The organism is Haladaptatus sp., from assembly GCF_049589095.1.
GTDB lineage: Archaea > Halobacteriota > Halobacteria > Halobacteriales > Haladaptataceae > Haladaptatus.
This window is the reverse complement of record NZ_JBAWAC010000461.1, coordinates 1-13166: the sequence shown is the minus strand read 5'-3', so window position 1 is coordinate 13166 and position 13166 is coordinate 1. Positions and strand designations below refer to the sequence as shown.

The 13166-nt window shown below is 61.0% G+C and carries 14 protein-coding genes; 7 read left to right on the top strand and 7 right to left on the bottom strand.

Annotation, left to right across the window (positions count from 1 at the left end; genetic code table 11):
* Positions 1-176 precede the first annotated feature (176 nt).
* The 5 genes from WBV42_RS14450 to WBV42_RS14430 form a co-directional block, all read right to left on the bottom strand.
* Positions 177-1268, bottom strand: coding sequence for a DHH family phosphoesterase (locus tag WBV42_RS14450; RefSeq protein WP_423986653.1), 1092 nt, complete (start codon positions 1266-1268; stop codon positions 177-179).
* A gap of 58 nt (positions 1269-1326) precedes the next feature.
* Positions 1327-2160: a deacylase gene (locus WBV42_RS14445; RefSeq protein ID WP_423986652.1), complete on the bottom strand. Its 834-nt coding sequence runs from the start codon at positions 2158-2160 to the stop codon at positions 1327-1329.
* A 114-nt stretch (positions 2161-2274) separates the two neighbouring features.
* Positions 2275-3069, bottom strand: coding sequence for an ABC transporter permease subunit (locus WBV42_RS14440; protein WP_423986651.1), 795 nt, complete (start codon positions 3067-3069; stop codon positions 2275-2277).
* A complete protein-coding gene (locus WBV42_RS14435) occupies positions 3066-3977 on the bottom strand; it encodes an ABC transporter ATP-binding protein (RefSeq protein ID WP_423986650.1) in 912 nt (303 codons plus the stop codon). Before WBV42_RS14435 ends, WBV42_RS14440 begins: the two co-directional genes overlap by 4 nt.
* 36 nt (positions 3978-4013) lie before the next feature.
* Positions 4014-4448: a universal stress protein gene (locus WBV42_RS14430; protein ID WP_253228893.1), complete on the bottom strand. Its 435-nt coding sequence runs from the start codon at positions 4446-4448 to the stop codon at positions 4014-4016.
* A 196-nt stretch (positions 4449-4644) separates the two neighbouring features.
* Here WBV42_RS14430 and WBV42_RS14425 point away from each other — a divergent pair, with 196 nt between their 5' ends.
* On the top strand, positions 4645-5100 hold the full coding sequence (locus WBV42_RS14425) for a universal stress protein (RefSeq protein ID WP_423986649.1): 456 nt from the start codon (positions 4645-4647) through the stop codon (positions 5098-5100).
* Positions 5101-5125: 25 nt separating this feature from the next.
* Here WBV42_RS14425 and WBV42_RS14420 read toward each other — a convergent pair whose 3' ends face one another.
* Positions 5126-5692: a hypothetical protein gene (locus WBV42_RS14420; RefSeq protein WP_423986648.1), complete on the bottom strand. Its 567-nt coding sequence runs from the start codon at positions 5690-5692 to the stop codon at positions 5126-5128.
* Positions 5693-5861: 169 nt separating this feature from the next.
* Here WBV42_RS14420 and WBV42_RS14415 point away from each other — a divergent pair, with 169 nt between their 5' ends.
* The gene (locus WBV42_RS14415; protein WP_423986654.1) at positions 5862-6611 is read left to right on the top strand and encodes a DNA polymerase sliding clamp; all 750 of its coding nucleotides are present in this window, start codon (positions 5862-5864) and stop codon (positions 6609-6611) included.
* 60 nt (positions 6612-6671) lie between these two features.
* The gene (locus WBV42_RS14410) at positions 6672-7208 is read left to right on the top strand and encodes a DUF7529 family protein (RefSeq protein ID WP_423986647.1); all 537 of its coding nucleotides are present in this window, start codon (positions 6672-6674) and stop codon (positions 7206-7208) included.
* A 6-nt stretch (positions 7209-7214) separates the two neighbouring features.
* Here the strand turns inward: WBV42_RS14410 and WBV42_RS14405 are convergent, their stop codons facing one another.
* Positions 7215-7910 carry a DUF5806 family protein gene (locus WBV42_RS14405; protein ID WP_423986646.1) on the bottom strand — a complete coding sequence of 232 codons (696 nt, stop codon included), beginning with the start codon at positions 7908-7910 and terminating at the stop codon, positions 7215-7217.
* 76 nt (positions 7911-7986) lie between these two features.
* Here WBV42_RS14405 and WBV42_RS14400 point away from each other — a divergent pair, with 76 nt between their 5' ends.
* The 4 genes from WBV42_RS14400 to WBV42_RS14385 all read left to right on the top strand — a co-directional run.
* Positions 7987-8355 carry a universal stress protein gene (locus WBV42_RS14400; RefSeq protein ID WP_423986645.1) on the top strand — a complete coding sequence of 123 codons (369 nt, stop codon included), beginning with the start codon at positions 7987-7989 and terminating at the stop codon, positions 8353-8355.
* A complete protein-coding gene (locus WBV42_RS14395; protein WP_423986644.1) occupies positions 8352-8879 on the top strand; it encodes an N-acetyltransferase family protein in 528 nt (175 codons plus the stop codon). Before WBV42_RS14400 ends, WBV42_RS14395 begins: the two co-directional genes overlap by 4 nt.
* A gap of 91 nt (positions 8880-8970) precedes the next feature.
* Positions 8971-11493: a dipeptide ABC transporter ATP-binding protein gene (locus WBV42_RS14390; protein WP_423986643.1), complete on the top strand. Its 2523-nt coding sequence runs from the start codon at positions 8971-8973 to the stop codon at positions 11491-11493.
* A 385-nt stretch (positions 11494-11878) separates the two neighbouring features.
* A partial coding sequence (locus tag WBV42_RS14385; protein WP_423986642.1) for an ABC transporter substrate-binding protein occupies positions 11879-13166 on the top strand: 1288 nt, incomplete at its 3' end.

Genomic DNA, 13166 nt, shown 5'->3' with positions numbered 1-13166 from the left:
TGTGTGACCCCAAACTCTTCGGATAGATCATCGGTAGTGATCTTACGAGGAACTGAACACGAGGAATTGAAACGTCGTACGCGCGACGAACCGCGTTTTTATCGACCATCCTGACGAGTAGCAACGCAGAACAGTTAATTTTTTGTACTGTTCGGGACGGTCCGTTCGAAGCGACCCTATTCGTCGGTGTCCAGTTCGTCGTCCTCGTGTTTCAGGGCCCAGAACGCTTCCAGAATCACCTGTTTGGTCACCGCGCCCTGTGTGGTCCAGTGGTGGGCGTAGTCCAGCATGTCGTCGTAGATGCTCGGTTTGCAACCCGCCGCTTTCGGGTGGCCGCCGCCGTTGACCTGCCGTGCGACCTCGTGGCATCGCTCGAACTCGTCGGTACCGCGAATACTCGCGCTTCCGGCGGGTTTGACGACGACCGAAGCGTCCGCACCCTGTTCGCGCATCGCTTCCGCGACCTCGTTCTGCGAACAGCGGCCGTAGGTGACCCCGACCGTCCAGTCGCCGATTCGCTTCATCTCGGCGCGGGAAACCGCCCGCTCGATGAGCGCCTCCTTCTCGACGCGCTGTTCCGCGAGGAACTCCTCGACTTCCGCGGGGAGTTCCGCGCCGTGTTCCTGAATGACCGCCATGTACTCCTCGGGTTCCGCCCAGTAGGAGTAGTCCGCCAAGTCGTCGCTCCGTGGGTCGTCCCGAAGCCACAAGTCGTGGTCGCGCGTGACTTCCGCGAGTTCGACGAGGTAGTCCGGGAAGTCGTAGTCGAGCGAGCGGGCGACCACGTCGGCGGTACACTCTTCGTCGGATTCCCCGACGACGAGTTCGATACCGAGCGCGCGAACGGCGTCGGCCACGGCTTCGTCCCACTGGTGGTGGTCGAACCAGAAGACCTCGTTCGCCTCCTCAACGAGGACTTCGAGTTCCGTCGCTATCGGCTCGTAGGCGTCGGGACAGAGGTCACAGATGAAGACGGTCGCACCGGGTTCGCTGTACGCGACGACCCGTTCGAGGGCGTCCGCGAGGTCGTGCGGTCCGGCGTCGATGAGCGCCGTCTCGCCGTAGGCTTCGCGAACGAGCGCGGTTGCCGCCAGTCCGTCAGCGTCGGGGTCGGCGACGACGGCCCGTTCCGCACCCTCCAACTCCTCTTTCGCTTCCTGTTCTTCCTGCCGTGCTTCGAGCGAGTCGGGAAAGAAAAAGCCCTCACCCGGGAGGAGCGATTTCCGTTCGAGCGAGAGGTTCTCGTCGTCGATAACCCAATCTTTCATACCTTCCCTCATACCCCTGTCCCAAAGAGTTACCGGGTATGGCTCCGGGAAGACGAACTTATTCGAACGTTCGGGAGATGCCGTTCCGTTCGAGGAGGTGACGGACCATGTTCAGCGTCCAGTTGATCCGCGTGTCGAGGTCCGTACCGTATCGCGTCGTATCGAGGAGATAGGCGGGGATCTCCATGTCGCGGCCGACTTTTCCGGCCAGGAGGGGTTCGCTCCCGTCGAGCAACCGCCCCATCTTGAACTCGTAGTACTCGGGGAGCGAGTCGGCGAGGTGGTGGTTGTTCATGTACGACGCCGTTTTCGTCGCGTCCCGGTCGGCACCTTCCGAAGTCGTCGGGAAGATGGCTTGTCCGGTTCCGTCCGGCGCATCCGCATCCCAAAGGATGCCCTTCGAGCTATGGAGGGTCAACACCGTCTTCGGGTCGTGACGGTCGATCTCGTACCAGAGAGCGCGAGCGAGTGCCGTCCTCGGTTCGCACCCCGGGTGAAACTTGGTGTTCAGGTTCCCATCGTCGTTCAGATACGCTCCCCGTTCGATAGCGACCGGGTTCGCTCGCGGAATCACGACGAGTTTCCCCTTGTCGATGGACCATTCGGCGATACCACCGGCGGCCCGGTATCCGGCCGGTTCGTTGCCGTGGATGCCACCGACGACGACGGCCGTCGGACCCGGTTCCCCGGATTTGACGACGTGTACGTCCGTTTCGTCGTTCGTTCCGCGCCGAATCGCGTGAGACGTCCGCTCCTCGCCCGCCGCCGCACCGACTCCCGTCGCAACCGTCGCCGCCGCGAGAACACTTCCTGATTTCAGTAGAAATCCGCGCCGTGAGCTGCTAGTGGCAGATACTGCTCGTTCCGATCGTGAACTCTGGCTGTCAACCATCTGGAAGTGAAACTCCTCACGTCCGGATATTATGTATTTCTAACGAAAAATATATATTTATCCGAACAGACAAAAGAATTCTACCGGGTGTGGAATCCCGCGTCAAAAAACGGGTCAGAGGTCCGCCGAACGAAACCGCCGATAGCCGAGCGCGACCGGGACCACGGCCCATCCGAGGAGGACGAGGAGGGCGAACCAGCCGGACCGATAGAACGTGGATGCGGCGTGTCCGTGCACCAGCGAACTCATCCCGTTCGAGTAGGCCTGGATGGGACTGAGGCTGTCGATGACTTTCGCCCAGACGGGTTCCGCGCCACTCGGCATCGAAAAACCGTTGAGCACGTACCGGATCACCAGCGGAATCGCCGACCAGCCCGCGAGCGTCAGGAGGAAGAACCCGACGCTCGTCGCCATCGCGCGGTTGCTCGTCGGCGAAGCGGCCGAGAGACAGACCGCGGAACTCGTGTACGCCGCCGCGAGGAGCAGGACGAGAACGAGAAACAGCATGTACCCGACGATGGAGAGCGTCCCGCCGAGGACGACGAAGACGAGCGTCGAGACGAGAATGCCGATAGTCGCCGCCGCGCCGACGACTGCGGCCCGTCCGATGGCCTTCCCGGAAATCACGTCCAACCGGGTGTACGGGAGCGCGAGCAGGAGTTTCAGGCTGCCGAGTTCGCGCTCGCCCGCGATAGCCCCGTAACTCATCATCAGCCCCGCCAACGGGACGAAAAAGAGGGCCGTCTGCACGAACCCGAAGAAGTCCTGCCCGCCGGGATTTTGCGCGTGGCTCATCCCCAGATACGTCGGAACGGCGAAGAACAGGACGAACCCGGCGGCCGCAGTCGCGAGCGACCACTTCCGGTAGGCGTCGAGGAAGTCCTTTTTCGCCAAAACGGGCCAGTTCATGCCGGTACCTCCGCCGTGTAGGTGGCGAACAGTTCTTCGAGCGACGCCTCCTCGGTTTCGAAATCCTCGATAACTGCACCCGTCGATTCGACGACGTCGAGAACGCGCTTTTTCGACTGGTTCGTACAGGCCACCACGAGCGTCGTCCCGTCGGCGACGACGTTCCCGACGCCCTCGACGCCACGCACTCTGTCGAGCGTACCCGACGGAATCCGATCCACTTCGACGGTCAGTGACGCACCAGAGCCGACCGTCTCGCGGAGTCCGTCGATGGAGTTCACCGTGACCAGTTCGCCGTCGTTGAGGATCGCGACGCGGTCACAAACCGCTTCAACCTGCTCCAGGATATGACTGGAGAAGAACACGGTCGTCCCGCGGTCGCTCTCCTCCTGGATGATTTCCCGCATCGCCAGCGCCCCATTGGGATCGAGGCCGGTCGTCGGTTCGTCGAGGATGAGCAAGTCGGGGTCGCCGACGAGCGCCATGCCGAGGATGAGTCGCTGGGTCATCCCCTTCGAGAATCCTTCCGCCCGCCGGTCCGCTGCCTCGGGAATGCCGACCCGTTCCAGTATCCTGTCCGGGTCGTCGTTCGCGCCGCGTGTTTCGATGACGAAGTCGAGGTGTTGACGGGCGGTGAGATGGCCGTAGGAGTGGTAGGCGTCAGGGAGGACACCGATCCGTTCGTGAACGGCCCGGGTTTCTCGCTGGGCGTCGTGGCCGAAAACGCTGACCGTTCCGCTGGTCGGTCTAACGTAGTCGAGAACGATGTCGATGGTGGTCGATTTTCCCGCGCCGTTGGGGCCGAGAAAACCGAACACCTCACCTTCCTGTATGGAGAGATCGAGGTTGCGGAGGGCAACGACGTTCCCAAATCGCTTGGAAACGTCCACCAATTCGATGGCGGTCATGGCGGGAACATCGTAGCCGTCTGATAAATGTCTTCCTCACGCCTCGCTCGGATCGAGTTGCCGGACCGTCAACACGGGTGTCGGGCAGGTTCGAACGACGCGTTCGGCGACGCTCCCGATGAGGAATCGGTTTTCACCGTGTCGTCCTCGCGTCCCCGTCGCGACCACGTCCACGTCGTTGTCGCGGGCGTACTCCCCGATTTCTGCGGCCGGATCGCCCTCCCGGACGGCGGTGACGACGCTCCCGTTCGTATTCTCGCGGATCGATTCGAGCGCCGTTTCGGCTTGTGCTTCGAGCGCGTCGTGAAACTCCTCGCGCAGCGTTTCGGGGGAGGAGTTCACTTCTCCCTCGTCCACGACGTAGAGCGCGTGTACCTCGGCGTCGAAGCGGCGCGCGAGGTCGAGTGCGACCGTCACTGCCCGTTCGACGCTCTCGGAACCATCGGTGGCGATAACGACGGTGTCTATCATCGTTTCTCATTCCTCCGGCATCCCGCTTAAAGCCTAAGACTAAATTGCGCCAATCCAAACGGCTAAGGTCTATGGTGCATGTTATCAGTACGCCCGACGGGGCAAGGTTGCACTCAAGCCGCAATCCCATCCGATTGCGGTTTCTCGACGGGCGAGCGGGAGAAGGCTTTTTGCTTACCTACGCGCACCCACACGTATGTCCGAGTCGTCAGTCGAAGTAAACACGGTACTCGTTCCGGTAGACGGAAGCGACGAATCGGTGCGTGCCGTCGAGTACGCGGTTGCTATCGCCGACCGCTACGGTGCCGATGTTCACACGCTCTACGTGTTCGGTGAGGAAGTGTCCCGAGCGATCGAGACCGGAACGGTTGAGGAGGACGACGTCATCGACGAGACGGAATCGTTCATCGACGGTGCACACGCCATCGCCGAGAACGCCGACGTCGAACTCGGCAGTTCGATAGCCTACGGCTTTTCGACGCACAGCAAACTCCGCCATCCCGGCAGCACCGTGCTCGACAGTGCGGACGAGGTCGACGCCGACTTCATCGTCGTCCCGCGGGAAACGCTCGCCGACGAACCCGGAGACGTGCTCGAAAAGGCGGCGGAGTACGTACTCCTGTACGCCAGCCAACCCGTTCTCTCGGTCTGATTCCGTTCTCTCGGTTAGATGGGGCTCAGAAGTTGGTCATCTTCGATTGAATCCGCCCGTCGTCGATCGCCAACTCCTCGTCCGCGTCCCTGAAATACTCCGCCAGTTCGTCCATCCGTATCTCGTCGCTGTCGTGTAGGTAGGCGATTTCGGTGAGCGACAACGCTTCACCCGCTTCCAATTTGTGTCGTAGTTGCTCGACGGAGAGCGAGTGGAAGGTCAGATCGAGATCGACGCTCGCCACCCTGCCCCCTCTCACCTCCGCCATGTTGATTCCTTCGTGCAATACCGTCTCGAAATCGAGGCTGGTGTCCTCAGTCGCTCGATAGAGGAACGAAACGGCGGACACGAGCGCATCGAACGCCGCCGCGCCGTCCATGTTTTCGAACCGCTTTTCGAAGATGAGCCGTCGGTCGCGTTCCGGAAGTCGCTCAACGAGGAGTTCGAAATCGCACATCGCGTTGTACGTTCGGTCCCGGATGCGCGCACGCGTGTTGCGTTCCGATTGCGTACTCGCGAGTTCGGACTCGCCGCGAAGATACGCGCGGTCGGCCTGACTCAGGATTCCGCGGGGTCGCTCGTTCCCGTCCATAACTTATATCAGGTTATGAAATGAGATGCACTCATATAATCATAACCCATATTGAGTTATCTGTCGAGAGTATTAGCAAAATCATTAGGTGGTTGTTTGCTGATATCTTAGCCGATAAACGATGAGCGAAACCAGTTCGAAACCGCGGCATAGCAGCGACGGAGACAGCTTGTTCGAAGGGGTTGTGAGCGCCAACGTGATGCAGACGACCGTCTCGCTGGTCGAGGCGTTGGTAGACGAGTGTCATCTCTACTTCGACGACGACGGTATCCGTATCCCGGCGATGGACCCCGCCACCGTGGCCGCCATCGACCTCATCCTGAAACCCGACGCGTTCGAATCCTACGAGACCGACGGTGCCCACGTCGGCGTCAACGTACCTCGATTCAGCGATATCGTGGGGATGGCCGAGCGCGACCAGTTGATATCGCTTACGCTCGACGCCGAGACGCGAAAACTCGTGATTCGCATCGGCGAACTCACCTACACGCTCGCCCTCCTCGACCCCGAGACGGTTCGCTCTCCGCCGGACCGGTCGAACGTCGAGTTCGAATTCACCGGGGAAGTCGTCACGGACGCCGAAACCATCAGTCGGGCGGTGACGGCGGCCGATATGGTTTCGAGTCACGTGACGCTCGGAATCGACGCGGAGGAGGAACTGTTCTACGCCGAGGCGGACGGCGACACCGACGACGTCTCGCTCGCGGTTCCGGCGGACGACCTCGCGGGGTTCACCCCCGGCGACGCACACGCGCTGTTCTCCATCGACTATCTGACGGCCATCGACCGAGCGATGCCGCGCGATTTGGACGTCGAACTCGAACTCGGCGTCGACATCCCGCTCGCGATGCACCACTCGTTCGCCGAAGGTGCTGGGGTAGTCGATTATCTGGTGTCCCCTCGAATCGCCAGAAGTTGAGACGCGCGGTCGAACCGCGATGACACAACGTTTTTACCCGAAAAAACCGCCCATCGGTGTATGGACCGGACGACGCCGAACGTCACGGCGCACTCACGCGCGATGCCGTACTGGGAGAACGTCATCGACGACATGGACGCGACAGCGGCGGAATACGACGACGAGGGATGGGAGACGGTACAGCTTCATCCCGGCGACGTAACGCCGCTTTGGCTGGACGAGGACGACGAGTTCGGACTCGACGTGCTCGTTCCGGACAACGAGTTCGAGGAGGTAGAGGAACTGATGGACGACGGCGTTTCGTTCGATGCGTTCGAATTCTATCGCGCGCTCGCCGATGGCCTAGTGTTCGGTGTCGTCGTCATGGAAGACCACGACGCCGAAACCGCCGTTCTCTACCCGGTGTACTACGACATGCAGGGAGCGGAGGGGATGTTGGACGACGCGACAGAAGCGGGGGAGATGTACACGTTCGTCCGAACGCTAAGCGAGGACCGCGTCCAGTTCGTTCACGACGACCCGTCGCTGTTCCGCCCGACGGAGGAAGAGATCGAAGCGGCGACCGCCGACGTGGAAGAAGCGGACGTCGAAGAGTAACGAACCCTACTCCTCGCCGTTGATTTCGTGCCCGCAGTGGGGACACTCCATCTCGTCGTGGCGCAACTCCTCGCTCGATTCACGCACCTCGCGCATGACGCTCGAAATCCTGTCCTCGGCGGCGAGTTCGTCCTCGACCGCGAGGTCCACGCCCTCGACTTCGAGCAGGAACTTGGCGACCTCGGTCACCTCGTACATCACGTCGTCCAATTCCTCGGCGGTGAAAAAGCCGGACATCGCGCCATAGAGGAACGTCGCGCCCGCTTTTCGAACCTTGTCCTCGAACGCCGACCGCGCCTGATTCACCGCCTGCGGGGTGTACGTGTCGGTCATGAACGGGACGAGATACGGGAGGTTGTTCCCGATTTTCGTCATCTCTACGCCGGTTTCGGTTCGGAAGTCCGCACAGAGACGGGCGATGGCCCACTCGCGCGCGGTGATGTAGGTCCGGTCGCGCAGGAACTCGTTGACGCGGTCGTACTGTGCCCCGTCCATCTTCTTGAATCGCGCGTATTTCTGCACCTCCGGCGGTATTTCGGGGGTATCAGGTTCGGCGGGTGTGGTATCGTTTCCGACATCGGGAGTCGTTTCGGTCGCCGATTCGGCGGCCATCTCCTGGGAAACGCCTTCCGCCGTCTCGCGTGTCGTTTCGGCGTGCTCGTCCTCCGTTTCGGGCTCGGGCGGGGAGGGGTCGTTCGACATATCCCGTCGTTACCGAGCGGGGTGCAAAAGCGTATCGCACCCAACTGTTTTGATACCCGGCGGAAATGGAGGTAGTATGAAGGTCTTATTGGGAATCGGCGGGAGCGATGACTCCCTTACCGCGCTCTCCCGAACCGTCGAGCGCGCGGTCGCGGCGGACGACGAACTGACGGTCGCCATCCTCGACAACCCGGAAAGCGATCTGGCGAAGGACGACATCACGGAGAAGGTACAGGCGGTACTGGACGACGTCGAGTTCGACGCGACCGTTCGGGAGGTCTCCGGCGATCCCGGGAGCCGACTGCTCGACATCGCCGAAAGCGAAGGGTTCGAACAGATCGTCCTCGACGGCGGCCAGCGCAGTCCGATGGGGAAGATCCGCTTGGGCCAGATCGCGGAGTTCGTCCTATTGAACTCGCACGTCTCGGTGAAACTAGTACGATGAGTCCCGACCGCCGGTTCCCGGACGAGCCCGCTGGGCCGTTCCCGGAACCACCGCAGACGTTCACCGACCGCGAAGGGCGAGACATCGAAGTCCGTCCCTTCGAGGAGGGTGATGCGGAAGCACTCGTCTCGATGTACGTCGATTTCGACCCGGCCGACCGAGCACAGGGGATTCCCCCGGCCACGGAACCACGGGTGCGCAACTGGGTGGAGACGCTGACCGACGGCGACGGGTTGAACGTCGTCGCATGGGACGGTGACGAGGTCGCGGGTCATGCGACCCTCGTTCCCGACGGGAACTCCTCCTACGAGCTCGCCATCTTCGTACATCAGGAGTACCAACGCGCCGGAATCGGATCGCATCTCATCCGAACACTCCTCGGCTATGGGCGACAGGAAGGCATCGGCAAGGTGTGGCTCACGGTCGAACGATGGAACCGCGCCGCCGTCAACCTCTATCGCAACGTCGGGTTCGAGACGGCCGATGCCGAGAGTTTCGAGCTAGAGATGGTTTTGCGGTTGTGAGATTTTTTCACGAGCTTCCTTTCGTTACTGTGTCGTATGCTATACTCAACCGAACGATTTTTGCTCGCGCGACCACCATAGCCGCGTAATCGTGAGCGATCTACTGTCCATCTCGAATCTCAAAACGCAGTTCCACACCGAGCGGGGAACTGTCGAAGCGGTGGACGACTTCGAACTGAATATCCGCGAGGGCGAAACGATCGGACTCGTCGGCGAATCAGGGTCCGGAAAGAGTGTTACCGCGCTCTCGGCGATGCAACTCATCGACGACCCGGGTGAAGTCGTTTCGGGAGATATGAAATTCCAGCACGCCGAAGTCGCCGAAGCGTTCGCCGAGAAATATCCGAGCGGCGTCGGGGAGTTCGTGTTCCCCGACGAGGGCTACATCGATATCATGGCCGCGCCCGAATCCGTCATGCGGGACATCCGCGGCAGCGAGATGGGGATGATCTTCCAGGACCCCATGACCTCGCTCAACCCGGCACTGACCGTCGGCGAGCAGGTGGCCGAAAGCCTTCGACTCCACCAGTACGGCGGCCAGCGAAAGGATAGCTGGTGGAACGCGGTGCGGGAAATTGCCCCGAAACTCGGTAACGACGAAATCGACGGCGAGCTCCTCGAAGACACCATCGACATCCTCGAAGAAGTGGGGATTCCGGAACCGGAATCTCGCGTGGAGGAGTACCCACACGAGTTCTCGGGCGGGATGCGCCAACGCGTCCTCATCGCTATCGCACTCGCGTGCAAGCCGAAACTGCTCATCGCGGACGAGCCGACGACCGCACTGGACGTGACGATTCAGGCCCAGATTCTCGACCTCATCAACGACCTGCAGGACGAGTTGGGCATGTCCGTCTTCATGATCACCCACGACCTCGGCGTCGTCGCCGAGACCTGTGACCGAGTCGCGGTGATGTACGCGGGAGACCTCGTGGAAGTCGGCCCCGTGGACGAGATTTTCCACAACCCGAGCCACCCGTACACCTACGCGCTCCTCGAATCCGTCCCGCGCGAGGACAAGGAACGACTGACCCCCATCGAGGGGAACGTTCCCGACCTCATCGACATGCCGCAGGGATGTCACTTCGCCGACCGCTGTCCGTGGGCGCAACCCGAATGTACGCAGGGTGAAATTCCGAACCTCCAACACGGTCCGGAGGACCTGGACCACCGCGCCAAGTGCGTCCTCGAATCGTTCGACAAAACGGAGTACATCCAGGAACAGGAGAGTCTCACGACCAGTGACCACGAAATCGGCGACACGCTGGTCGAAGTCGATCAGCTGAAGAAGCACTACTCGCGCGCGGACGACTTCCTCGATAAGTGGCTCTCGGACGGCGACGACAGCGTGAAAGCGGTCGACGGCATCTCGTTCGACATCTACGAGGGCGAGACGGTGGGATTGGTCGGCGAGTCCGGCTGTGGCAAATCGACCGCCGGTCGGTCACTGCTCCGGCTCGAAGACTTGACCGACGGGCGAGTCGTCTTCGCCGGAACGGACCTCGGCGGCTTGGACGGCGACGAGATGCGCGAGCGACGCAAGGACGTCCAGATGATTTTCCAGGACCCGCTGTCCAGTCTGGACCCACGGATGTCCATCGGGAGCATCATCGCGGAACCGCTCAAGATCCACGGACTGGCGAAGGAGAACCGACGGGAACGCGTCGAGGAACTGATGGAGAACGTCGGCCTCGACCCCAGTCAGCGCGACCGGTACCCACACGAGATTTCCGGCGGCCAACGCCAGCGCGTCGGCATCGCCCGCGCGCTCGCGGTGGACCCGGACTTCATCGTCGCCGACGAACCGGTCTCGGCGCTGGACGTCTCCGTGCAGGCCCAGATCATCAACCTGCTCGAAGACCTGCAGGACGAGTTCGGCCTGACGTTCCTGTTCATCGCCCACGACCTCTCCGTCGTTCGGCACATCTCCGACCGCATCGCCGTGATGTACCTCGGCGAGATCGTGGAGATCGCGGACACGGACGAACTGTTCGCCGATCCGAAACATCCCTACACACAAGCGCTGCTCTCGGCGATTCCGGAGCCCGACCCCAGAGTGGACACCGACGACCGCGTCATCCTCAAGGGTGACGTGCCGTCGCCCATCAACCCGCCGAGCGGCTGTCACTTCCGAACGCGCTGTCCGCAGATCATCCCCCCGGAGGGGATGGATATCGACCAGCAGGCGTACCGCGAAGTGATGAACTACCGCGAGCGAGTCGAGAACCGCGCCATCAACCTCGAATCGGTCCACGAGCGAGCGGCAGAGGGTAGCTCCCAAGTCCGAGCAGCGACCGACGGCGGTGAAAAGCGGACGGACGCCCAGCCCACGGCGGGTGAGGGGTCCAACGCTTCGACGGGTGAATCGGCGACCCGACAGCCCGTGAACGACCCGTTCCACGCCATTCTCTGGGACAGGCTGTTCGAGACGGAACCAACGGGTGAACCACGTGAGGTCGTCGCCGAGTCGTTCGACCACCTCGCCGATGGCGACTGGGAGTCGGCGGAGTCACTCCTGCGCGAGCAGTTTGCGAGCATCTGCGAGCAGCAGAATCCGGTGCTTCAGGACACGACCCACCCGTCGGCCTGTCATCTCTACGAGCAGCCGAACTAATCCGAACGAGTTCAGTTTTCGACCCGTATTCTCGATTCGACACGTTCGACCCTCGTTCCAATCGAGTGCCATCACGGTTCCGTCCGGCAGGATTATGACATCCATCGTCGACATTTGGGAAATATATCAGAAAAGGAACTGTTTTGAGATGGGACACCACGGCGTCGGAAACGACGTGCAGGGGTACGTCGTGAAGCGGATCTCCGGTCCGTTCCTGAATTTCGTTTCATTGAATGGACAATAAAAATCGACTTCAGACATCCAGTGTTTTCCATCCAAATATATAATGAAGTTCCTCCGAAGATCGGTTTATCCTAATTTTCGTCTGTATATTGGATATTATAGCTCCGGTATGTTTATATAGAACATGTGACCACAGTGGCGTATGGCGTCACGCGACAGATTGACTGACAGACGTAATTTCCTCAAAGCTGCTGGTGGTGCTGCAGCAGCAGCGACGCTCGCTGGTTGTATCGGCGGTAACACGGGCGACGACAACAGTTCGACGAGCGATGGGAACGGTGGCGGAGACAACACCGATAACGGAAACAGCGGCGGTAAGGGCGGCACGCTCACCTACGCACGCGGGAGCAGTTCGGGGTCCCTCGACTTCCAGAACTCGACCAGCGGTGAAGTCGCGAAAGTGACCAACCAGCTGTACGATACGCTCATCGCATTCAAACCCGGCAAGACCTCCCTCACGGAGGGACTCGCGACGAACTGGAACGTGGACGGCAAGACGGTCACGCTCGACCTCCGCAAGAACGTGAAGTTCCACAACGGGGAGACGTTCACCGCGGACGACTTCGTCGCCTCCTACCGCCGGTTCGTGGACAAGGATTACAAGTACTACCCCGGCAAGAAGTACGCCTCCTCGTACGGTCCGTACACGCTCGGCGTCATCAAGGACGTGAAAGCGAAGGGCGACAACAAACTCGAAATCACCTTGGAGAAGAAGTACGCGCCCATCCTGCCGAACCTCGCCATGTTCGTTTCGGCGGTTCACTCCGAGAAGGCTATCAAGAAGTACGATACGAAGCTCAAATCGAACCCGGTCGGCACCGGCCCGTTCAAACTCAAGAACTGGGACACGAGCAACAACCGTGTTCGCCTCGAAAAGAACGACGATTACTGGGGAGACGGCCCGTACGTGGACGAAGTCGTCTTCACTGTCGTCGGGAAAAACACCTCGCGTGCACAGACCCTCGACACGGGTAACGCGGACATCATCGACGGCCTCGGCGCACAGTCGTCCCAGCAGGTCAAACAGTCGAGCAACGCGAAACTCATCTCCGCCGCCGGTATCAACATCGGCTACATGGCGTTCAACATGGCGAAGGTGAAGCCGTTCCGGAAGAAGAAGGTCCGGCAGGCCATCAGCTACGCCATCAACACGAAGGCCATCGTCAACACCATCTTCGATGGTATTGCAAAGGAGGCGAACCAGCCGATTCCAGAAAGCGTCATGGGCTACAACGACAGCATCAGCCCGTACGAGCACAACCCGGAGAAGGCGAAGAAGTTGCTGAAGCAAGCGGGCTACGGCGGCGGCTTCTCGTTCGAGTTGGCGACGTTCAAGAACCCGCGTCCGTACAACCCGAGTCCGATTCAGGCCGCACAGGTCGTCAAATCCAACCTGAACGATGTCGGACTCGACGTGACCATCAACCAAC

What these genes read in the sequence shown, in the direction of transcription:
- WBV42_RS14410 (WP_423986647.1), top strand. Translation starts at nt 6,672, where the DNA reads ATGGACCGGACGACGCCGAACGTCACGGCGCACTCACGCGCGATGCCG.
- WBV42_RS14445 (WP_423986652.1), bottom strand. Translation starts at nt 2,160, where the DNA reads ATGGTTGACAGCCAGAGTTCACGATCGGAACGAGCAGTATCTGCCACT.
- WBV42_RS14450 (WP_423986653.1), bottom strand. Translation starts at nt 1,268, where the DNA reads ATGAAAGATTGGGTTATCGACGACGAGAACCTCTCGCTCGAACGGAAA.
- WBV42_RS14425 (WP_423986649.1), top strand. Translation starts at nt 4,645, where the DNA reads ATGTCCGAGTCGTCAGTCGAAGTAAACACGGTACTCGTTCCGGTAGAC.
- WBV42_RS14435 (WP_423986650.1), bottom strand. Translation starts at nt 3,977, where the DNA reads ATGACCGCCATCGAATTGGTGGACGTTTCCAAGCGATTTGGGAACGTC.
- WBV42_RS14400 (WP_423986645.1), top strand. Translation starts at nt 7,987, where the DNA reads ATGAAGGTCTTATTGGGAATCGGCGGGAGCGATGACTCCCTTACCGCG.
- WBV42_RS14395 (WP_423986644.1), top strand. Translation starts at nt 8,352, where the DNA reads ATGAGTCCCGACCGCCGGTTCCCGGACGAGCCCGCTGGGCCGTTCCCG.
- WBV42_RS14420 (WP_423986648.1), bottom strand. Translation starts at nt 5,692, where the DNA reads ATGGACGGGAACGAGCGACCCCGCGGAATCCTGAGTCAGGCCGACCGC.
- WBV42_RS14430 (WP_253228893.1), bottom strand. Translation starts at nt 4,448, where the DNA reads ATGATAGACACCGTCGTTATCGCCACCGATGGTTCCGAGAGCGTCGAA.
- WBV42_RS14405 (WP_423986646.1), bottom strand. Translation starts at nt 7,910, where the DNA reads ATGTCGAACGACCCCTCCCCGCCCGAGCCCGAAACGGAGGACGAGCAC.
- WBV42_RS14440 (WP_423986651.1), bottom strand. Translation starts at nt 3,069, where the DNA reads ATGAACTGGCCCGTTTTGGCGAAAAAGGACTTCCTCGACGCCTACCGG.